Origin of the sequence: Curtobacterium sp. AB7 (assembly GCF_044909335.1) — a bacterium.
Classification (GTDB): Bacteria; Actinomycetota; Actinomycetes; order Actinomycetales; family Microbacteriaceae; genus Curtobacterium.
Window position 1 is genome coordinate 55,520 of the sequence record NZ_JBIYED010000001.1, and the last position, 20,693, is coordinate 76,212.

The 20,693-nt window shown below is 71.3% G+C and carries 18 protein-coding genes; 5 read left to right on the top strand and 13 right to left on the bottom strand.

Annotated elements, in window-relative coordinates:
* Positions 1 to 99: 99 nt before the first annotated feature.
* Positions 100 to 2,556, bottom strand: coding sequence for a GH92 family glycosyl hydrolase (locus ABH929_RS00330; protein ID WP_404559732.1), 2,457 nt, complete (start codon positions 2,554 to 2,556; stop codon positions 100 to 102).
* Between the two features lie 127 nt (positions 2,557 to 2,683).
* On the opposite strand from ABH929_RS00330, the gene ABH929_RS00335 reads away from it, so the two are divergent.
* Complete coding sequence (locus tag ABH929_RS00335) at positions 2,684 to 3,574, top strand: alpha/beta hydrolase family protein (protein WP_404559733.1); 891 nt, start codon at positions 2,684 to 2,686, stop codon at positions 3,572 to 3,574.
* An 8-nt stretch (positions 3,575 to 3,582) separates the two neighbouring features.
* On the opposite strand, the gene ABH929_RS00340 is transcribed toward ABH929_RS00335, so the two are convergent.
* A complete protein-coding gene (locus ABH929_RS00340) occupies positions 3,583 to 4,479 on the bottom strand; it encodes an SDR family NAD(P)-dependent oxidoreductase (RefSeq protein ID WP_404559734.1) in 897 nt (298 codons plus the stop codon).
* Positions 4,480 to 4,556: 77 nt separating this feature from the next.
* On the opposite strand from ABH929_RS00340, the gene ABH929_RS00345 reads away from it, so the two are divergent.
* Both ABH929_RS00345 and ABH929_RS00350 read left to right on the top strand, forming a co-directional pair.
* Positions 4,557 to 5,129: a TetR/AcrR family transcriptional regulator gene (locus tag ABH929_RS00345; protein WP_404559735.1), complete on the top strand. Its 573-nt coding sequence runs from the start codon at positions 4,557 to 4,559 to the stop codon at positions 5,127 to 5,129.
* 45 nt (positions 5,130 to 5,174) lie between these two features.
* The gene (locus tag ABH929_RS00350; RefSeq protein ID WP_404559736.1) at positions 5,175 to 6,362 is read left to right on the top strand and encodes a MalY/PatB family protein; all 1,188 of its coding nucleotides are present in this window, start codon (positions 5,175 to 5,177) and stop codon (positions 6,360 to 6,362) included.
* A 9-nt stretch (positions 6,363 to 6,371) separates the two neighbouring features.
* Here ABH929_RS00350 and nagB read toward each other — a convergent pair whose 3' ends face one another.
* Positions 6,372 to 7,157: a glucosamine-6-phosphate deaminase gene (gene nagB, locus ABH929_RS00355; protein ID WP_111085323.1), complete on the bottom strand. Its 786-nt coding sequence runs from the start codon at positions 7,155 to 7,157 to the stop codon at positions 6,372 to 6,374.
* A 59-nt stretch (positions 7,158 to 7,216) separates the two neighbouring features.
* Here nagB and ABH929_RS00360 point away from each other — a divergent pair, with 59 nt between their 5' ends.
* On the top strand, positions 7,217 to 7,696 hold the full coding sequence (locus ABH929_RS00360; protein WP_194647422.1) for an NUDIX domain-containing protein: 480 nt from the start codon (positions 7,217 to 7,219) through the stop codon (positions 7,694 to 7,696).
* Positions 7,697 to 7,837: 141 nt separating this feature from the next.
* Here ABH929_RS00360 and ABH929_RS00365 read toward each other — a convergent pair whose 3' ends face one another.
* Genes ABH929_RS00365 through ABH929_RS00380 form a run of 4 tightly spaced genes read right to left on the bottom strand, consistent with a single transcriptional unit; the run spans position 7,838 to position 11,941 of the window.
* The gene (locus ABH929_RS00365; RefSeq protein ID WP_404559737.1) at positions 7,838 to 8,908 is read right to left on the bottom strand and encodes an ABC transporter ATP-binding protein; all 1,071 of its coding nucleotides are present in this window, start codon (positions 8,906 to 8,908) and stop codon (positions 7,838 to 7,840) included.
* Positions 8,905 to 9,819 carry an ABC transporter permease gene (locus ABH929_RS00370; protein ID WP_404559738.1) on the bottom strand — a complete coding sequence of 305 codons (915 nt, stop codon included), beginning with the start codon at positions 9,817 to 9,819 and terminating at the stop codon, positions 8,905 to 8,907. The genes ABH929_RS00365 and ABH929_RS00370 overlap by 4 nt, the downstream gene beginning before the upstream one ends.
* Positions 9,816 to 10,793 carry an ABC transporter permease gene (locus ABH929_RS00375; RefSeq protein WP_404559739.1) on the bottom strand — a complete coding sequence of 326 codons (978 nt, stop codon included), beginning with the start codon at positions 10,791 to 10,793 and terminating at the stop codon, positions 9,816 to 9,818. The genes ABH929_RS00370 and ABH929_RS00375 overlap by 4 nt, the downstream gene beginning before the upstream one ends.
* A 5-nt stretch (positions 10,794 to 10,798) precedes the next feature.
* Entirely contained in the window at positions 10,799 to 11,941 is a 1,143-nt protein-coding gene (locus ABH929_RS00380; protein ID WP_404559740.1) for an ABC transporter substrate-binding protein, read from the bottom strand.
* Between the two features lie 194 nt (positions 11,942 to 12,135).
* Here ABH929_RS00380 and ABH929_RS00385 point away from each other — a divergent pair, with 194 nt between their 5' ends.
* Entirely contained in the window at positions 12,136 to 12,573 is a 438-nt protein-coding gene (locus ABH929_RS00385; RefSeq protein WP_205463273.1) for a YdeI/OmpD-associated family protein, read from the top strand.
* Between the two features lie 138 nt (positions 12,574 to 12,711).
* Here the strand turns inward: ABH929_RS00385 and ABH929_RS00390 are convergent, their stop codons facing one another.
* The 6 genes from ABH929_RS00390 to ABH929_RS00415 form a co-directional block, all read right to left on the bottom strand.
* A complete protein-coding gene (locus ABH929_RS00390) occupies positions 12,712 to 13,575 on the bottom strand; it encodes an NAD(P)H-hydrate dehydratase (RefSeq protein ID WP_404559741.1) in 864 nt (287 codons plus the stop codon).
* Complete coding sequence (locus ABH929_RS00395; RefSeq protein ID WP_404559742.1) at positions 13,565 to 14,305, bottom strand: histidine phosphatase family protein; 741 nt, start codon at positions 14,303 to 14,305, stop codon at positions 13,565 to 13,567. Before ABH929_RS00395 ends, ABH929_RS00390 begins: the two co-directional genes overlap by 11 nt.
* Before the next feature lie 33 nt (positions 14,306 to 14,338).
* Positions 14,339 to 15,319 carry a hypothetical protein gene (locus ABH929_RS00400; RefSeq protein WP_404559743.1) on the bottom strand — a complete coding sequence of 327 codons (981 nt, stop codon included), beginning with the start codon at positions 15,317 to 15,319 and terminating at the stop codon, positions 14,339 to 14,341.
* A 316-nt stretch (positions 15,320 to 15,635) separates the two neighbouring features.
* Positions 15,636 to 18,749, bottom strand: a complete 3,114-nt coding sequence (locus ABH929_RS00405) for an alpha-mannosidase (RefSeq protein WP_404559744.1) — start codon at positions 18,747 to 18,749, stop codon at positions 15,636 to 15,638.
* A 37-nt stretch (positions 18,750 to 18,786) separates the two neighbouring features.
* Positions 18,787 to 19,686 (bottom strand): carbohydrate ABC transporter permease, encoded by a 900-nt coding sequence (locus ABH929_RS00410; protein ID WP_404559745.1) that lies wholly within the window; start codon positions 19,684 to 19,686, stop codon positions 18,787 to 18,789.
* Positions 19,686 to 20,636 (bottom strand): carbohydrate ABC transporter permease, encoded by a 951-nt coding sequence (locus tag ABH929_RS00415; protein WP_404559746.1) that lies wholly within the window; start codon positions 20,634 to 20,636, stop codon positions 19,686 to 19,688. The genes ABH929_RS00410 and ABH929_RS00415 overlap by 1 nt, the downstream gene beginning before the upstream one ends.
* Positions 20,637 to 20,693: the final 57 nt, after the last annotated feature.

Here is a 20,693-nt window from a genome sequence, read left to right on the forward strand (position 1 = left end):
GGCCTGCACGTCGGTCAGGGCTGTCGCAACTCGACGAAGTCACGCATGACTCGATCGAGTCATGGACGGTCGGGCTCGGTCTCGTAGCCGTTCGCTTTCTCAGCGGTCGATCGGGCGTTCCCGAGCACCGGTCGCCCACGTCGTGTCCGCGGTGTCCCCGACCAGGAGCGACAGCGTCCCACCGCGCGTCACGAAGGACGCCGGCACCCACGACTTCTCGAGGGTTCGCCCGTTCAACCGAGCACCGTGCACGTAGGGCGCCGTGCCGGAGGACCGCACGACGATCCGCTCCCCGCTCGACCGCCGGATGTCGACCGTGCTGAACGTGGGGCTCCCGATGAGCATCTCCGCCCGCCCCGGCGTCTGCGGGAACAACCCGATCGACGCGAAGACGTACCAGGCGCTCATCGTGCCCAGGTCGTCGTTGCCCGGCAGCCCGCTCGGCCCGGTCGTATAGGCGTCGTCGACGACCCGGCGCACGGTCTCCTGCGTCTTCCACGGCTTGCCGAGCGCGTTGTACATCCACGGCGTGTGGATGTCGGGTTCGTTGGTCGGGTCGAACTTCGTGGCGTCGCCGCCGGTCACCGCGAACGCACCAGTGCTGTCGTGGAAGAACGCGTCGAGTCGCGCGACCGCCGCGTCGTCGCCACCGAGCGCGGCCGACAGCCCCTGCACGTCCTGCGGCACGAGCCACGTGTACTGCGCGCTCGTCCCCTGCGCGAACCCGGTGCCGGTCGAGGGCGACCAGTCGGGCGTCCACGATCCATCCGCCTGGCGAGCGGCCTGGTAGCCGACGGCCGCGTTGAACGTGTTCCTCCAGTAGGACCCGCGCTCCGCGAACACCCGGGCGTCGGAGCGCAGCCCGAGGGAACCCGCCCAGTACCCGAGCGCACTGTCGGAGATCGAGTCCTCGAGCGTCTCGGCAGCACCGCCCCAGCACGAGCAGTCGTCGTTCGCGGCGTACTGGCGCTGCAGGTACTCGTCGAGCGCCGGGCGTTGCGCCAGGCACTGGCCCGGGCACCCGATGTCGCTCTCGGCGTCGGCGTTCTCGACGGTCGCCTGGTGCTTCAGCGAGGCGTAGGCGGCTCGCACGTCGAAGTTCCGGACCCCCATCGCGTACCAGGTGGCGAGGGTCGCGGCCGAGGGGTCACCCGTCATCACGTGCGTCGGCGCCCCGAGGTGGAGCCAGCGGTCCCACACCCCGCCGTTCTGCTGGGCGAACCGCAGCATCGACTGCGCCATGTCCCCGGCGACGTCCGGTCGCAGCAGTGCGAGCAGTTGGATCTGGCCCCGGTACTGGTCCCACCCGGAGTACGTGCCGTAGACGGCGCGGTGCCCTCGGTCCATGCGGTGCACCCGCTGGTCCGGCCCCAGGTAGCGGCCGTCGCGGTCGTTCAACGTGTTCGGCTGCATGAGTGCGTGGTAGACGGACGTGTACAGCTGGGTGGTCCGGTCCGCGGTGCCGCCTCCGACGCGCAGACGCGACAGTTCGCGGTTCCAGGAGGCCCGTGTACCGGCCGCCACGCTGGCGACGGTCGAGCGCTGGGTCACCTCGCCGTCGCGGTTCGCGATCGCTCCTGCGGCGCTCACGTACGAGATGCCGATCTTCGCGTGCACCGTCGCACCGTGACGCGCGTCGAACCCGACCCACGCGCCGGAGCCGCGTCCGGCACGATCGGCGCCGGTCAGGTAGCCCTCCCCACCGGAGGAGGACGTGCCTCCCGGTCGGACCGTGCCGTCCTGCCACGTGCCGGTGCTCGCGAACGCCTTGTCGAAGGTGGCTGAGAAGAACAGCCGGTAGTAGCTGCGCCGGTCGGGGTTGGTGGCACCGCCGCCGTTCGCGCGGCGGCTGCAGAAGCCGCCGGTCAGGACGCTGCCGCTCACCGTGCGGGTGCGGGCGTCGACGCGGGTGGTCGCGGCCTCGCTGCCGTTGATCGAGTTCGAGGTGCGGAAGAGCAGGTTCGCTGCCTTCCCAGCGGGGAAGGCGAACTCGCCGATCCCGGCACGGGTGGTGACGGCGAGGTCGGTGCGGACGCCGTTGTCGAGCGCGACGCCGTAGCGCCCGGGGCTCGCGGACTCGTCGTCGTGCGAGTAGCCGGCGGCGTAGACCGCGTCGGTGCTGTCGGCCGACGGCGACGTCGTGATCGGGGTCGTGACCGGCATGATCGGCACGTCACCGGCGGCTCCCGGCGCGCAGCCGGCTCCGTTCAGGTGCGTCAGGCTGAAGCCGCGCAGCCGGTTCACGTCGTACGAGTAGCCGTTCGCGACCGGGGTCGAGGTCTGGTCGCCCGCGGTGCCCGTGGGGCTCCACTGGAGCATGCCGAACGGTGCGGTCGCGCCCGGCCAGGTGTTGCCGTCGCCGCTCGTGCCGATGAACGGGTCGACGTACCGGGCGGGATCGGAGACCGTGCGGCCCGCCCGCACTGCCTGTCCCGAGGGCGAGGCGACGGCCGGAGCGGCGACGATCCCCGTCCCCAGCAGTGCGGCGATCGTGGCCGCCGCGGCGAGCGGGAGCGGACGGACGAGCGGGCGACGGTGCACGCGAGAACGGTTCACGTCGGCGACGCTAGCCCCCTCGGACGGGGGACGCGCGATCCGTCACCGAGCGGCCTCCCGCTGTTCACCACAGTCGACGTGTCCGGGACTCACCGGCAGGTCCCATCGCCGCTGGTAGCGTCCGGGCATGGTGTCGACGACCGACGAACCGGCCCGAGGACGTGTACGAGAACTGCTCGGGCTGCCGTCCCCTGACGAACTCCGTCCGGTCGCAGTCCGTCTGGAACCGCTCGGTCGCGACGGGTCGGTCCAGTGGGCACGCATCGAGCTGGACACCGCCGACGGCGACACCATCCCGTGCTTTGTCCTGACACCGGACCACGGCACCGGAACAGACGTCATCGCCGTCCACCAGCACGCGGGCGACTTCGCCTCCGGGAAGAGCGAGGCCGCCGGACGAGTCGGGGACCCGAGCCTCGCATACGGCGTGATGCTCGCTCGCGGCGGGGCACGCGTGGTCATCCCCGATCTGATCGGCTTCGAGGAACGCCGACGGGACTGGACGGACGACCCGGCGGCCGACGAACGTCTCGACGCGCTCTTCCGTGTGGCGAACGGCAGCAGCTTGCAGGCGAAGCACTCGCACGACATCGCCACGGTGACGTCCTGGATGATCGAGACGAGCGCCGCAGACACCGAATTCGGCGTCATCGGGCACTCCCTCGGCGGTCAGGTGGCACTGTTCGCACTCGCCGTGGACGCCCGGTTCACGCGGGGCGTGGTGAGCTGCGGGCTCGGGACGCTGGCCTCGTTCGAGGCCGCTCGGATCCACCACAACCCAGCGTGGTTCGTCCCGGGGCTGACCGCCGCCGGCGACGTCCCTCTGGTCGCGTCTGCCGTCCGTCAACCGGTGCTCGTCACGGCGGGACGGGACGACGGACTGTTCCCCCTCGCCGGCGTGCAGCGCGTCCTCGACGCGTTCCGTCCAGGCGTCGCGAAGACCGAGTTGTTCGACGGCGGCCACGCGATGCCGCCGCGCATCGCGCAAGCGGCAGTCCGGCAACTCCTGTCCACGTGAACTGATGATCAGGCTCCGGCGCGCACCGCGACCTGGTCCACGAACGCCCGGACCCGAGCTCGGAACGCCGGGTCCGCCGCCGGGCCCTTCACCGGCACGACGTGCAGCCGCCGGTCGCCACGGCGCAGTGCCGGTCCGACGAACACCCCCTCGGTGACGTCCGGGGCGGTGGCTGCCCAGAGTGTCGAACGAGCGCCGTCCGTGGCGGTCCGGGACAGGCTGCGTGCGACCATGCCGCCGAGGCGCTGCGTCAGGGTCTCCGCCTGGTCGTTCATCCCCGTCGCCGCGATGCCGGGGTGCGCGATCACCGACCGGATGTCCGAACCGGCAGCACGGAGTCGTTCACCGAGGTCGACGCTCAGCGCCGCGGCCGCGGTCTTGGAGTCGGTGTACACACCGAACTGCGAGTAGTCGTCCGGACCGTCGACCCCGCCGGGACCGGGCACGCGGCGGGTGCGCTGCGACAGGTTCGAGCCGACGAGCACGATGCGGGGCGACGGCCCGCCGAGCAGCGGGAGCATCGCCTCGGCGAGCACGGCCGGCCCGACGACGTTCGTCGCCCAGGTGCGCTCGATGCCCTCGTCGGTGCGCCCGAACGTGCCGATCGTCGCACCGGCGTTGTTGACGAGGGCATCCACGACGACGCCGTCCTCGGCGAGCTGCCGGGCGAACGCCGTGACGGAGGCGACGGACGCGGTGTCGACGAGCCGCGCCTCCAGGTCGAGACCCACGGGGAGGACGCGAGCCGCCTTGTCGAGGTCACGCACGCCGGCGACGACGCGGGCGCCGGCCGACGCGAGGGTCGTGGCGACGACGAGGCCGAGTCCACCGGTCGCGCCGGTGACCACCACGGTCCTGCCGTGCTGGTCGGGCATCGCTGCCGGTTCCCACTCGAAGCTGTCCATCGTCGTCTCCTGCTCGCTCGCCGTACCGATTCGGATGATTCATCCGGAACGCTAGCACAACCGGATAGAGTGTCCACATGACGATCGCGATGGCCCGGCCCGAGGCACTGCGCTCCGATGCCCAGCGCAACCGGACGGCACTGCTCGACGTCGCCCGCACCTTCGTCGACCGGGGCGAACCAGCCCTGCTCAACGCCGTCGCACACGAGGCAGGAGTGGGGGTCGGGACCGCCTACCGGCACTTCCCGAGCCAGCAGCACCTGCTCGAAGCGCTCGCGATCGACGCGCTCGAGGACATGCTCGACCAGGTCCGCGACGCCGTCGTGCTGCCGGACGCAGCCGATGCGCTCCGCGGGGTCGTCACGGCCGCGTTCCGGAGCATGGTGGACGACGCAGCCCTCGGTGACCTGCTGACGAACGGCGGGTTCTCCTGCGCGGACACCGCAGCCCTCGCCGGCGACCTGGTCGTGTCCGTCGACGCGCTGCTCGCGCGGGGACGCACCGAGGGGATCGTCCGGACGGACGTCGACGCCGACGACCTCCGCCGGCTGCTGTGCGGGCTGCGCGAGGCGGCCGTCGCCGGCGGCACCCGGGTCAGCGATCCGGAGCGCTACGTCGAGATCCTGCTCGCCGGGCTCCGTCCGGCCTGAGGGCCGGCACTGCCACGAACCGGCGGGCACTGTCAGGATGGGCGCATGAGCGTCATGGTCTCCGTGTTCGATGCGCACCGCAGCCGTACGAGCGAGAAGTACACGGCGTACCCGCCGGACGTCCTGCCGATGTTCGTCGCCGAGATGGACTCGATGCTCGCGGAACCGGTGCGCGACGCCCTCGTCGCCGCGGTCACCAACGGTGACACCGGGTACGTCGGCCACGGTCGTGCGCTGCCCGAGGCGTTCGCGGACTTCGCCGAGAGCCGGTGGGCCTGGCGCGTCGACCCGGACCTCGTCCGCACCACCACCGACGTGTCGGTCGCCGCGGTCGAGATGCTCCGCCAGATCATCGAGCCCGGCGACCAGGTCGTCATCATGCCGCCCGTGTACCCACCGTTCTGGGAGTACGTGTCCGAAGCCGGCGGCACCGTGACCGAGGTCCCGTTGCTCGCACCCGACGGCCCTGCGGACCCGTTCGACACCACGGCAGGCTGGCGGATGGACCTGGACGGCCTCGCGCAGGCGTTCGCCGACGGGGCCCGCACCGTGCTGCTCTGCAACCCGCACAACCCCCTCGGCCTGGTGCACGACCGCGCGTCGCTGGTCGCACTCGCGAAGCTCGCCGCCGAGTGGGACGCCGTGGTCGTCTCGGACGAGATCCACGCGCCGCTCGTGCACGCCGACGCGGTCTTCACGCCGTTCCTGGAGTCCTGCGCCGAGGCCGCCGCGATCGGGGTCTCGTTGACGAGCGCGAGCAAGGCCTGGAACCTCGCGGGCACGAAGTGCGCGCTGATCGTCGGCGCCTCGGAGCGGGCCCGTGCCTGGTTCGACGCCCTGCCGACCGAGGTCGTCGAGCGCACCGGGATCCTCGGGTACACCGCGAGCGTCGCCGCGTTCAGCGAAGGAGGGCCGTGGCTCGCGTCACTGCTCACCGAACTGGCCGCGAACCGCCGCACCCTGGCCGAGCGGATCGGTGACGTCCTGCCCGGAGCGGAGTACCGGCAGCCGCAGGCGTCCTACCTGGCGTGGCTGGACCTGCGCGCCCTGCCGTGGGGCGACGACCCCGCGGCATTGTTGGTCGACGAGGCGAAGGTGGCACTCGCCTCCGGCCCGGCGTTCGGACGCCAGGGTCAGGGGTTCGCGCGGCTGAACTTCGGGTGCTCGGCGGAGACCCTGGACGACGGGCTCAGCCGCCTGCACACCGCGTTCCGGCAGCGCGCAGACGGCTGATCGTCGGTCCTACTCGAACACCTGCCAGGCCGGCTTGTTCGCGTACGTGTAGCGGTAGTAGTCGGCGAGCTGCAGGCCGGCCGCGGCTTCCTCGTCGACGACGACCGTCGCGTGCTCGTGCAGCTGCAGCGCCGAACCGGGGACGAACGAGCTGAGCGGCCCCTCGACCGCTGCGGCGACCGCGTCGGCCTTGGCGGAGCCCTGCGCGACGAGGACGAGCTGCTGGGCGTCGAGGATGGTGCCGAGCCCCTGCGTCATGCAGTGCGTCGGGACCTGCTCGGGCGAGTCGAAGAACCGCGCGTTGGCGTCACGGGTCGACGGCGCCAGGGTCTTGATGCGGGTGCGCGAGGCGAACGAGGACGTCGGCTCGTTGAACCCGATGTGCCCGTTCGCGCCGATGCCGAGGATCTGCACGTCGATCCCGCCGGCGGCACGGATCGCGGCGTCGTACTCCTTCGCCGCGAACTCGAGGTCGTCGGCACGGCCGTCGGGCACCCGCACCCGCGAGGGGTCGAACCCGAGCGGCGCCACGACGTCGCGCGCGATGACGCTGGCGTACGACTCCGGGTGCTCGAGCGGGATGCCGACGTACTCGTCGAGGGCGAACCCGCGAGCCTCGGCGAACGAGATCTCGCCCGCACCGACCCGGCGCTGCAGGTCGGTGTAGATGCCCTGCGGGCTGGATCCGGTGGCGAGACCGATGACGGCGGACGGCTTCTTGGCGACGACGGACGCGATCTTGGCCGCGGCGACGCGACCGACCTCAGCCGGCGTGGGCAGGATGATGATCTCCACGCGCCCATGCTACTGGTCATGACCAGTCTCCGACAGGGCGGGATCGGTAGCGTTGGGACATGCCCACCCCCGACTTCGTCCTGTCCCTCCGCTCGAAGATCGGCACCGATCCCCTCTGGATGACCGGCGTGACGGCGGTGGTCACCCGGGGCGACGGGGACGATCGCGAACTCCTCGTGGTCCGGCGTGCGGACAACGGTGCGCTCACGCCCGTCACCGGCATCATCGACCCGGGCGAGGAACCGGCCGTCGCCGCCGAACGCGAGGTCCTGGAAGAGGCCGACGTCGTCGCCGTCGCCGAACGGCTGGCGTGGGTGCAGGTGCTGCCGGAGTTGACGTACGCGAACGGCGACCGGGCGCAGTACCTCGACCTGGTGTTCGCCTGCCGGTACGTCTCGGGCACGCCGAACCCCGCCGACGGCGAGAACACCGAGGCGTTCTGGGCCCGGCTCGACGCCCTGCCGGACATGCACCCGAACATGCGTGCGCGCGTCTCCGCCGCCCTGTCCGACGAGCGCGAGGCGCGCTTCCAGCGCTGACCGCCCGGCCCCGTCGCGTCGCGTCGTCCCCGAGACTCGGGGTGAGCGACTGTTCTCGCCAGTTTCGTCGCGAGAACTGTCGCCCTGGCCGAGTCTGGGCGCACCTGTCGCGAAACTTGCGGTGGGGCAGCGGGGCGGGTGCTACGTGAGCGGGGCGACCGCGACGGGGGCGCCGAGCAGGCGGACGGCGACGGACTCGCCGGCGGCGCGACGGTCGCCGACCTCGTGCTGCACGGTCACGACGGTGTTGTCGTCGAGCCGGACGGTGGTGCGGCGGATCGAGCCGAGGAAGCTCGACGACACGACGGTGCCGGTGGTGCCCTCCGGGGCGAACGCGACGTCCTCCGGTCGGACGTAGGCGAGCACCGGCCCGTCGGCGACCGAGGCGTCCAGCGCGGGCACACGGAACCCGTACACGAACACGTCGCCGCCGCGCAGGTCACCCTGCAGCCGGTTGGACTGGCCGACGAAGTCCGCCGTGAACGCCGACGACGGGGAGCGGTAGAGCTCTTCCGGCGTGCCGATCTGCTCGATGTCGCCGGCGTTCATCACGGCGATGCGGTCGGAGACGGCGAGCGCCTCTTCCTGGTCGTGGGTGACGAACACCGTGGTGATGCCGAGGTCGCTCTGGATGCGGCGGATCTCCTCACGGAGCGAGACGCGCACCTTGGCGTCGAGGGCGGACAGCGGCTCGTCGAGCAGGAGGACGCGGGGCCGCGTGACCAGGGCGCGGGCGAGGGCGACGCGCTGCTGCTGGCCACCCGACAGCTGGTGGGGGAAGCGCTCGGCGAACTCGCCCAGGTGCACCATGTCGAGCGCCTCGACGACGCGGCTCCTGCGCTCGGCGGCGGGGACGCGGCGCATCTCGAGGCCGAAGGCCACGTTCTGCCGCACCGTCATGTGCGGGAACAACGAGTACTGCTGGAACACCATCCCGATGTCGCGCTTGTTCACCGGGGTGGCGGCGACGTCCTGGCCGTCGATGCGGATGGCTCCGGCGTCGATGGCCTCGAGGCCGGCGAGCGCTCGGAGCGCCGTCGTCTTGCCGCAGCCGGACGGGCCGAGCAGGGACACGAACTCGCCCGGTTCGACACGGAGCGACAGCCCGGCCAGGGCCCGGTGCGTGCCGTAGTGCTTCTCGACGGCCTCGAGCTCGACGACGGCGCCGGTGGAGACGAGGGACGCCGGGGCTGCCGGTGCGGTGACGGTCATGCGGACTCCTTGACGCGGGTGGTGCGGACGGTGCGGGCACGGCCGGCACGACGGCCGGTCCCGATGCGGCCGATGACGACGAGCAGGACGAAGCCGAACACGAGGGCCGCGACCGAGAAGATCGCGGCGACGTACGGGTCGGTCTGCTGCACGAGCACGAGCGCGGTCTGGAAGGTGGTGCGGGACAGGAACGAGGCGAGCGTGTACTCGCCGAGGACCACCGTGATGGTGAGGAAGCACGCGGCGGTGATGCCCCGGCGGAGGTTCGGGAGGAGCACCCGCCAGGTGACCGTCCACCACGAGGCGCCGAGCGACCGGGCAGCTTCGGACAGCACCGTCATGTCCGTCGCGGTGATGGCGGCGGCGATCGGGCGGAACGCGAACGGCAGCGTGACGATGCCGATCGCGAAGGCCAGCGTCCACGCGCCGGACCCGAAGACCCGCGAGACCACCTGGTACACGGGGATGAAGCCGACGACGAGCACCACGACAGGGACCGTAATCGGGACGATGCAGACGAACTCGAGCACGCGGCGGAGCCTCGGGTAGCGCAGCGCCGTGATGACCTGGGCGGGCAGCAGGACGAACAGCACGATGCCGACGGTGATGGCGGCGATGAGCAGCGATGCCCCGAGGCCGTCGAACACCGGCTGGTAGGTGAACGCGTTGACCGGGTCGACGATGGCCGCCCAGTGCGCGAAGGTCAGACCGTCGTCGGTGCCCTGGCGGAAGGTGAACTGCACCAACGCGGCCAGCGGGACGGCGAAGACGATCCCGACGACCGTGAGCACGGCCGTGGCGGTGCCCCGTGACGGGGCCGTGCCGAAGCGGCCGACGCGGGACGGGCCTCCCGACCGACCGGACGCGACCGCCGCCGGACGCGACGGGCCCACCGGCGTTGCCGCGCTCATCGCTGCCACCGGGCAGCCCGGCGCTGCAGCAGCGAGTACGCGCCCATCACGACCGCCATCACGACGACCATGCCGAACGCGAGCACCCCGGCGACGTTCTGCAGACCGATGAGGGTCTCGCTCGTGAGCTGCGTGCGGATCGTGAGCGGCACGATGCCGCCCTGCGAGATGAGTGCCGCGGCGGTGGCGAACGACGAGAAGCCGTTCGCGAAGAGCAGGAGCAACGAGCCCCAGAACGCCGGTGCGAGCACGGGCAGGGCGATCCGGCGCCAGTACGTGGCGCGGGAGGCACCGAGGGTGGCGGCGGCCTCGCCCCACTGCGTCTTCACGCCCTCGAGCGCGGGCATGAACGTGAGGACCATCAGCGGCACCTGGAAGTAGACGTAGGGGATCACGAGACCGGGCACCGTGTAGAGGAAGGCGCCGGTCGCGTTGCGGTCGACGTCGACGAGGGACACCAACCACGTCGTGACGAGACCCTGCACGCCGATCGTGGCGATGAACGCGAACGCGAGCATGACGCCGCCGAACTGGGCGAGGACGCTCGCGGCCGAGTCGATCATCGACCGGACGAGCCCGTCGGGCCGCAGTGCCGACAGTGCCCAGCAGACGAGCGCTCCGATGACGGCGCCGATCACGGCGGACACCGCGGACAGGCCGAACGAGCCGCCGAAGGCCCGCAGGACGGACGGATCGGCGAACGCTGCGAGGTTCGCGAGGGTGAACGCGCCGTCGTCGGTGAAGAACCCGCTGCCGACCGCGATCACCGCGGGGACGGCGAGGAAGAGCAGGACGTACGCGGCGAACGGGGTGAGGCCCAGCCACGCCAGGCCGACACGGCGCCGGACACGGGGTCCGGCGCCGCGGGTGGCATCGGCGGACGCTCGTGCGGACGTCGGGAGCACGGGGCTCGTCGCGCTCGTCGCCGGTGCGCTCGCCGCTGGCGCGGGCGCGCCCGCCGATGCGGTGGTCATGCTGGTCAGGACCCCATCGTGGAGGACCACTTGGCCGACAGCACCTTCGCGGCGTCTGCCACCTGGGCGTCGGTCAGCTCGACGTAGTCCTTCGGCGCACCACCGGCGGCGTCGAGGGCGTCCTGGTCGACCTTGCCGGACTGCTCCAGGGCGGAGAGCGTCGCGGGGAACGCACCGGCCTGCAGGTACAGGTTCTGCGCCTCGGGGCTCGCGATGTACTCCTGCCACAGGCGAGCGGCGGCGGGGTGCGGGGCGTCCTTGTTGATCGCCTGCGAGTAGTACGAGCCGAGCGCCTGCCCCTCGGGCACGACGGTCTTCCAGTCCTTGTTGCCACTCGCACCCGCTGCGGGGCCCCACGCGAGGTTGTTGTACGACCACTGGATGACCACGGGGGTCTCACCCGAGGCGACCGTGGCCTGCGTGGGCAGCACGTTCTGGAAGTTGCCGGCCTGCTTGAGCTTGCCGAAGTAGTCGACGCCCTTGGTGATGTCGTCGGCCGAGCCGCCGTTCTCGAGCGCTGCCAGGTACACGGCCGATGCGGCCTGGTTCGCCTGCGTCGGGTCGCCCGCGATGGAGACCTTGCCCTTGTACTCGGAGCCGAGCAGGTCCGTCAGGTCCTTCGGTGCGTCCGTGATCTTCGACGAGTCGTAGCCGATGGACATCAGGCCCGTGTAGTCGCGGGTCCAGGCGCCGTCCTTGTCCTTGAGCGTGTCCGGGATGTCGCTCCAGTTCGCGACCTTGTAGTCCGTCAGCAGGTCCAGGTTCTCCTGCAGCACGGCGTTGCCGAGGTCGAGCACGTCGGGAGCGGTGGACTGCCCCTTCTGCGACTTCACCGCGGCGACCTCGTCGGCGCTGGAGCCGTTCGGGTTCGCGGAGTTGACCTTGATGTCGTACTTCTTCGTGAAGCCGTCGATGATCTTGCCGTAGTTGGCCCACGACGGCGGCAGCGCGATGACGTTGAGCTGTCCCTCGGCCTTCGCGGCCTTCACGAGGGCGTCCATGCCGCCGGAGGCCTCGGCGCTCGTGGCGGTCTTCCAGTTCGTGTCGTCCTTCGTCGTGCTGGCCGAGCTCGTGGCCGAGCATCCGGCGAGGGTGACGATCGCTGCGGCGGCGAGGGCGATGCCGGCGATGGTGCGCTTGTGCTGCACGGGAGGTGCCTTTCGGGTGGGTGCTGCGGGTGCTTCGGGTCGGGCCGCGGTTCTCGGCCCGGGACGATCGTGGAGGCGGCCGGTTTCCGGCCCGTGCTGCGCCGGTGAACGGCTGCGGAACAGCGGGTGCGCCGGTACGATCTCGCCTGGCGGCACGCTCGGTGCGTGCTCCGGTTCACGGCCTGGAGGCACGGATGCAGTTCACGACGACGGTCCTGCTGGCGAGGAAGACGGCAACAGGGCTCCCGGTCCCGTCGTCCGTGATCGATGCGCTCGGCTCGGGGAAGCGCCCACCCGTGGTCGTCACGATCAACGGCGGCTACACCTACCGGTCCACCGTCGGGGTCATGGACGAGCAGTTCCTGGTGCCGCTCTCCGCAGCACACCGCGAGTCCGCCGGGATCGCTGCCGGGGACACCGTCGAGGTCACGCTCGTCGTCGACACGCAGCCCCGGGTCATCGACCTGCCCGACGACCTGGCGGCTGCGCTGCAGGAGGCCGGGGTCCGTGCGGCCTTCGACACGCTGTCGAACTCGCGGCAGCGAGCGCTCGCCGACCCGGTGTCGCAGGCGAAGGCGCCGGAGACCCGAGCGCGGCGCATCGCGAAGGCCGTGGAGGCGCTGCAGGGCTGAGCGGGGCGGGGTGGGGCGGGGGCGCGGGGCGGGCGGGCGGCGTACCTGGTCGATTCGGGCGTACCTGGTCAGAAGTTCCTGGCAGGTATGCCCGAGAACATCAGGTATCGCGCGCGCCCTGGGAAAGAACGGGCGAGCTCAGGCGCCGAGTTCGACGAGCACCCGCGGGATCTCGGCTACGAGCTCGCTCGCCAGGTAACCGAGCGGGCCGACCTGCACCGCGAGCCGGTCACCCGCAGCCGCGTGCACGTAGGACGCCCACGCCACTGCCTGCGCGGGATCGGCACCCCGTGCCAGCAGCCCCGTGACCGCACCCGACAGGACGTCCCCACTGCCGCTGGTGCCGAGTCCTCCGGAGCCGGTGCCCTTGATCCAGCTCCGCCCCTTCGGAGTCGCGATGGCGTCCCCGAGGGCCACGACCGCACCGAACCGCTGCGCGATCGCCATCGCGTCGGCCACGTCGTCGTCGCTGCCCTCCCGACCGAGGAGCCGTTCGGCTTCGCCGGAGTTGGGCGTCATCACCAGCCGACCCCGGAGCGGTTCCAGACGGTCCCGCACGTCGGCCGCCACCCCGAGGGCGAACGCATCGAGCACGACGGTGGTCTGTGGTCCGACGACGTCGGCGAGGCCGGCCACCAGGTCACGGGTGCCGTTCAGCTCGTCGAGCCCCGGGCCGACCAGCAGCGCGTCCGCACTCGCGGCGGCGGCGGCGATCCCCTCGATGGCACCGACGGCGACGTGACCGTCCGCGTCCTCGTCGAGCGGTTCGACGCCGGACTCGGGCACGGCGACCGCGACCTCGTTCGCGATGCTCCGTCCCACTGCGAGGGTGAGCCGCCCCGCTCCCACCCGGAGTGCAGCGAGTGCCGAGAGCATCGCGGCTCCGGGCGTCCGCGCTGCGCCGCCGACCACGAGCACCTGCCCGCGACCGTACTTGCCGGCGCCGGGCTCGGGGAGCGGCCAGTCCCGCAGGAAGTTCGGGGTGACGGTCTCAGCGGACATGCTCGTCGTCCTTCCGGCCGGTGTGTGCCGTGACCTCGTCGTCGTCGAGGTGCCCGACGGAGGAGAACTCCTCGAGCACCCACGGTGCACCGGCACGTTCGCGCCGGAGTCGTGTGAGCGAGGCGTTCGCGACCGCGTGCGTCCGAGCGAACTCCATGAGCGCCGGCTCGTCGAGGTCGAGGCACACCGCCACGACCAGCATCACGACGGCGTCGTGGGCCGCGACGACGAGCCGCTCGGTGCCCTCGATCCGGTCGACGTCGACCAGTGCCGATCGGAGGCGGAGCATCACATCGGCCCAGGACTCACCGCCCGCTGGCCGGTGGTAGTACTTGCCGAGCCACTGCCGGCGACGTTCCTCGTCGGGGTGCCGGTTCCGGACACCCTGCAGGGTGAGCAGGTCGAGGACGCCGAGCTCGCGGTCGCGGAGCCGCTCGTCCACCCGTCTCTCCGGCTCGGCCAGTCCGCCGGCCCCGAGCGCGATCTCGATGGTCTGCTGCGCACGCAGGTACGGGGAGACCCACAGCGCCACGGGGACGTCGTCGATGCCACGATCGGCGAGTTCCTGCCCGAGCGACCGCGACTGCGACTCGCCGAGCGGGCTGAGCGGGACGTCGGCGTCACGGTACTGGACGTCGATGACGTCGTCGCCCGCGGCCTCCGCTCGGGCGGCGGCGACGTTCGCGAGCGATTCACCGTGGCGGACGAGCCAGATCTCCTGCACTCCCATGCCGCCACGCTAACCACGACGCGCTGAGCCGGCTCACCGACGCCCACCGACTGCGGTGCGGCGGGCGCTCCGGACCGGGCGGATCGCGCAGGGCAACCCCGCGGCGCGGAACCGGAGCGCCAGCGCATCGAGGTCGAACAGGTCTCGCCACTCGAGCCGGATGATCGTCCGGACACCCGGCACGGTGAGCAGCCGACCGTGCCGCCGCTTCTCGTCGAGGAACACCTCGGCCTGGCTGCGGCCCCCGAGGTAGCGCTCCTGCGTGTACTTCGCGCGTCCGTCGATCTCGACGACGACGCCTTCTGCGGGGAACCAGAAGTCGACGGCGGACCGGCGACCATCGACGACGAACTCCTGCTGCAGCACGGGCGTAGGCAACCCGAGCTCGCGGAAGACCACGCGCGCGAGTGACTCCGCCGGGGAACCCGAACGCCCGTCGGCCAGGTCGAGGACCTGCGCTGCCCGCGCCCGCCCGCGAGCACTCGGGTGCACCGCTCGCCACAGCTCGTCGCGCCCGGTCCCGTTGCGCAGCGCGGCGTCTGCCACGACGACCCCCGTGCGCAGGTCTCCGGTCATCGCGATGTCGATCACCGTCCGCGGGACCGCGGTCACTGCGAGGTCGCCGACCCGGACCCGTTCGGCACCGGACACCGGTCTCGTGTGCAGGACCAGCTCGGGGGTCCTGCCCCGGTACATCGAATCCGGCACGGTGGCGTGCACCGGGACGCCCCACCCGCCGAGCGCGGGCAGCCCGTGCACCGCGGCCGCTGAGTCGTGCGATGCCGTCGCCCGCGGGCCGAGCCGGCCGAGCCGGCCGAGCCGCGCGTACACGCGGGTGACGTACCGCTGCCGTGTCCCGGCCGCGTCCCACGCTGCCCCGTCGACGAACGCGTTCGGCCCTGCCCGGACGAGTCGGCCCGGACCCTGGAGTCGGGTCCGGCGGCGCAGGGTGGTGGCGTCGAGTCCGGCCTCTCGCGTGGGCGAGGCTCGGAGGATGGGCAGCGGTTCGTTCATGGATGAGACGTTGCCCGACCCGCCATGCGCCCAGCGGGCTGACGTCGAGGACTGTGGACGGGCCTCCAGGCTTTCCCGTCTGTGGAGGAAGGACGTTCCTTCCCACAACGGCCGCGATGCCAAGTGGAATCGGGCGTACCTGGTCGGAACTTTCGACCAGGTACGCCCGAATCGACCTCCTACGCCCGAATCGACCAGGTACCCGCGCCACCCACCCAGGCCCCCACGCACCACACAGAAGGCGGCGCCGGACGGAACGCACCCGTGTCCCGTCCGGCGCCGCGGTCTCTCCCCCGAGGGGACCGGCCCCGCTGCCTCAGGCCCGGCGTACCCGCAAGGTCACGATCTCGAAGGGCCGGAGCGTGAGCACGACCGGCTCCCCCGAGTCCCACGAATTCCCCAGCGGGCGTTCCAACAGGTCCACCGTCGCCACCGAAGCGACGTCGAACCCGAACGACACCCCGACGTCGGTCGCCCGACCACCGGAGGCCTCGTACAGTCGCACGACCACGTCACCGGAGCGGTCCTCGGCGAGCTTCACGGCCTCGACGAACACCTGCGGCGACGACACCGAGACCAGCGGCGAAACAACGGTCGAACCGGCGACAGAGCGCACCGGCAGGTTCAGCCGGTAGCCGGAGTCGGCGGCATCGAGCACCGATGCCCCCACCCGCAGCACCGTCCGGAACACGTGGTGCCCCTGGTCGGCGTTCGGGTCCGGGAACGTCGGCCCGCGCAGCAGTGACTCGCGCACGAGCGTCGTGGTGCCGCCGTCGGGCCGCGTGGAGCGCGTGATGTCGTGTCCGTAGGTGGAGTCGTTCGCCACCGCGACGCCGAACCCGGGCTCGGCGACGTGCACCCAGCGGTGCGCCGAGGTCTCGAAGCGGGCGTGGTCCCACGAGGTGTTCTGGTGGGTCGGCCGGTCGATGTGGCCGAACTGGATCTCGCTCGAGGCGGACGACGCACGGACGTCCACCGGGAACGCCAGCTTCAGCAGCTTCTGGTGCTCGTGCCAGTCGACCTCGGTCTCGATGGTGAGTTCCGGCCCGCCCTCGACGGCCGAGTAGCGGGTCGTGAGCGTCGACGACCCGAAAGACCGTTCCACCACGAGCGAAGAGCCGTCGATCGCGACCGACGAGGCCGACAGCACGGTGCCGTTGCGCTGGTACGCGCGGTCGATGTCCCACGCTTCCCACTGGTTCGGGGTGTCGCGGAAGACCGTGTACTCGGCAGCGGCCGCACCCGGTGCGATCGCGTCGCGTCCGCTCGCGCGGTCGACGAGCGAGACGACGTGCCCGGCTCCGTCGATGGTCGCCGTGACGACGCCGGTGTCGAACACGAAGTGGTCGCCGGAGCGGACGGGAGGCACGGGTCGGGGTTCCGAGCCGAGCGAACCACCCAGGGCGGTTGCGTCCCCTGCCGCGACCGGCGAGGCGTTGAAGCGCACGACGTTCCCGGACGAGCCGCTACCGCCGACGGTGTCGCCGCCGGACGGCGCGTCGAGCAGCGCACTGCTGCCGCCGGCGGCCGTCGACGACGAGGCCCCGACCCCGGCGAGCGCCGCAGCGCCCCCGTTCGCGAGCGCGGTCGTCGCGTTGCCGATCAGCCCCTCGAGCACCCGGGCGATCTGCGCGTAGTTCTCCTCGGCGTTCTCGTAGACCCAGGCGATCGAGGACCCCGGCAGGATGTCGTGGAACTGCTGCAGCAGGACGGTGTGCCAGGCGCGCTCGAGCTCTTCGTAGGGGTAGTCCAGCCCGAGGCGCACGGCCGCGGTCGATGCCCAGAGCTCGGCTTCGCGGAGCAGGTGCTCGGAGCGGCGGTTGCCCTGCTTCGTGCGGATCTGCGACGTGTAGGTGCCGCGGTGGAACTCGAGGTACATCTCGCCGGACCACACGCCGGGGGTCGGCAGGACCCGTTCGAGCTCCTCGAAGACCTGCGCCGGGGTGCCGAGCTGCACGCGCGGCGAGCCGTCCAGGTCGTGCTGGCGTCGGGCTGCGGCGACCATCTCGCGGGTGGGTCCACCGCCGCCGTCACCGAAGCCGTAGAGCAGCATCGAGGTGTTCGCGACCCCGCGCTCCTTGTTGTTCCGTTCGCCGCGGTGCAGGTCGGCGGCGGAGACGTCGGAGTTGTAGGTGTCGGCCGGCGGCAGGTGCGTCAGGACGCGCGAGCCGTCGATGCCCTCCCAGTGGAAGGAGGTGTGCGGGATGACGTTCGTCTCGTTCCACGACGGCTTCTGGGTGACGAACCACTTCGAGCCGGCGGCGCGGACGATCTGGGGCAGCGCGCCGGTGTAGCCGAACGAGTCGGGCAGCCAGGCCTCGGTGGTGTCGATGCCGAACTCCTCGAGGAAGAAGCGCTTGCCGGCGACGAACTGTCGGGCGAGCGCTTCACCACCGGGCAGGTTCGTGTCCGACTCGACCCACATGCCACCGACCGGGATCCACCGGCCCTCGGCGACGCGCTGCTTGATGCGGGCCCAGATCGACGGGTAGCCGTCGCGGATCCACGCGTACTGCTGCGCGGACGAGCAGGCGAAGGTGAAGTCCGGGTCGCGGTCCATCAGGTCGAGGACGTTCGAGAAGGTGCGGGCGCACTTGCGGATCGTCTCGCGCACCGGCCAGAGCCAGGCGGAGTCGATGTGGGCGTGGCCGACGGCGATCGCCCGGTGTGCCGCGGCGCTCGCGGGGACGGCCAGCACGGGTGCGAGAACCTGGCGGGCGTCGGCTGCGGTGCCGGCGACGTCGTCGGGGTCGAGCGCGTCGGCTGCGAGCTCGAGGGCGTGCAGGATGTCCGCGCCGCGGGTGCCGTCGGTGGGCAGCTCCGCCATCAGGCCGCGCAGGACCCAGAAGTCCTGCTGCAACTCCCACACGGTGTCGTCGCGCTCGACGAGTTCGAGGGCGCGCACCCGGTAGATCGGCTTGTCACCCGCGGTGGAGCGCGACCCGAGGGGCGTCGCGCCCTGGAACGAGTCGCCGCCGATGTCCGGGTTCGCACCGGCCTCGACGTACAGCTCGAACGACTCCCCGGCACCGACCTCGACCGGCACGGTGTCGTTCCGCGGCTCGACGCCCTTGATCGTGGAACCGTCGGGCCGGTACGCCAGTCCCTCGGCCTGGAACCCCGGGTGCCGCTTCGTGAACCCGAGGTCGACGAGCAGCTCCGCGGTGGTGCCCGGCGCCGTGCCGAAGTCGGCGGGGACGGTGCCGGTGATCCGGAACCAGGTGGTCCCCCACGGCCGGCCACCCCAGGCGCTGCCCACGGTGAACGGTGTGTACGCCTGCTGGACGGCGGAGTCGAACGGCACCGGCTCGCCCGGTACCTCCCACGCCTCGATCGTCACCGGCGCCGAGCGGCGGTGGACGGCGGGGTCGACGCGGTCGCGAACGAGGCGGGCGATCCGGGCCTCGACGAGCGGTTCGTCCTGGTGCATGTGGTTCCTTTCGAGAGAGCCGGCCGGGGCCAGCAGATCAGCCCTTGATGCCGCCGGCGAGGGCGTTGCCGCCGCCGAGGCCTCGGGACACGATCACGTAGAGGGCGATGACGGGCACGGAGTAGACGATGGAGAACGCGGCGAGCTGTCCGTACGCGACCGCCCCGTTCTGCCCGAAGAAGTTGAAGATGCTCACCGCGGCGGGCACCTTTTCGGGCGAGAGCAGCAGGACGAACGGGACGAAGAAGTTCCCCCACGCCTGGATGAACACGAAGATGAACACGACGGCGATGCCCGGACGCATGAGCGGGACGACGATGCGCGTCAGGGTGGTCATCATCGACGCCCCGTCGGTCCACGCTGCTTCCTCGAGCGAGATCGGCACGGAGTCCATGAAGTTCTTCGCCATCCAGATCGCCATCGGCAGCGACGTGGCGGCGAGGAAGAAGATGCAGCCCCACACGTTGTCGATCAGGTTGAGCGACACGAACAGCGCGTAGACGGGCACCATCATCGCGGTGATCGGCAGGCCGGTCCCGAACAGGATGCTGTACAGGAACGGCTTGTTGACCCGCATCTTGTAGCGGGACAGCGGGTACGCGGCGAGCAGTGCGAAGACCACGGTGACGACCGCCGTGCCGCCGGAGAGCAGCAGGCTGTTCGCGAGCGGGATGAACGACAGCTCGGGCGTGAGCACCTTCGTGAAGTTGTCGAACGTGAACTGCGTCGGCAGCTTCACGGACAGCGACGCCTGGGTGTCGACCGAGGCGAGGACGAGCCAGAGGAGCGGGACCGCGAAGCACACCGCGATCACGAGGAGCACGACGTTCGCCACCCACCGCATGGTGCGGCCGCGGGGCGACGTCATGTGCAGCGAACCGGGAGCGGTCACCGATCGGGTGGTGGTCGGGTCGAGGGACGGGGCAGTGATGGCCATCAGTCCACCTCCGGCTTGAGGGCTCGGATGTAGATGATCGAGAAGACCGCCCCCACCACGAGCAGGATGGTCGCGATCGCGGTCCCGAAGCCGAGCTGCGAGAACTTGAACGCCTCTTGGTAGGCGAGGATCGGCAGGGTCGACGAGTTCGTGCCCGGCCCACCCCCGGTCATCACGAAGATGAGGGTGAAGACCGACAGCGTCTGCAGCGTCGTCAGCATGAGGTTCGTCGAGATGCTCCGTCGGATCACCGGCAAGGTGATGTAGACGAGGCGCTGCCACCCGGTGGCACCGTCGACCTCGGCGGACTCGGTGATCTCCTCGGGGACCTCCTGCACGGCGGCGGAGTAGACGAGCATCGAGAAGGCCGTACCGCGCCAGATGTTCGCCAGGATCACGGCGAACATCGGGAACGTGTAGAGCCAGTTCGGTCCGCTGATGCCGATGGACCCCAGGAACTCGTTGAGCGTGCCCTCGTCGTTGAAGAACGCGTACGCGGCGAACGAGGCGACGATCTCCGGCAGGACCCAGGCGGCGACGACGAAGGTGCCGACGATCGCGCGGACCGCCTTGTTGGCCGAGCGCATCAGGAGTGCGAGGCCGAGCCCCAGCACGTTCTGTCCCACGACCGCCGAGGCGAGGAGGAACACGACCGTCAGGATGACGGACTTCGGGAAGTCCGGGTCCTGGAACAGTTCGACGTAGTTCTGGAAGCCGACGAACTGCTGGTCTGCAGCGCCGGCGCCGGTGAGCGCGGAGTTCGTGAACGACCCGTAGAACGACGAGATGACGGGGCCGAGCAGGAAGATGACGAGCAGGACGAGGGCGGGCAGGAGCGGGACCGCTCGACCGACGTTCCGCAGTGGCCGCCGCTTGCGCGGCGCGGGTGGATCGGTGCGCTTCGGCGCACCGGGCGCCGACAGCGTCGGCGCGAGGGGGGTGCTGGACACGATGGGTGCCTTCCGGGTGCGGAGGGGTTCCGAAGGTGGGGAAGGACGGACCGGGAG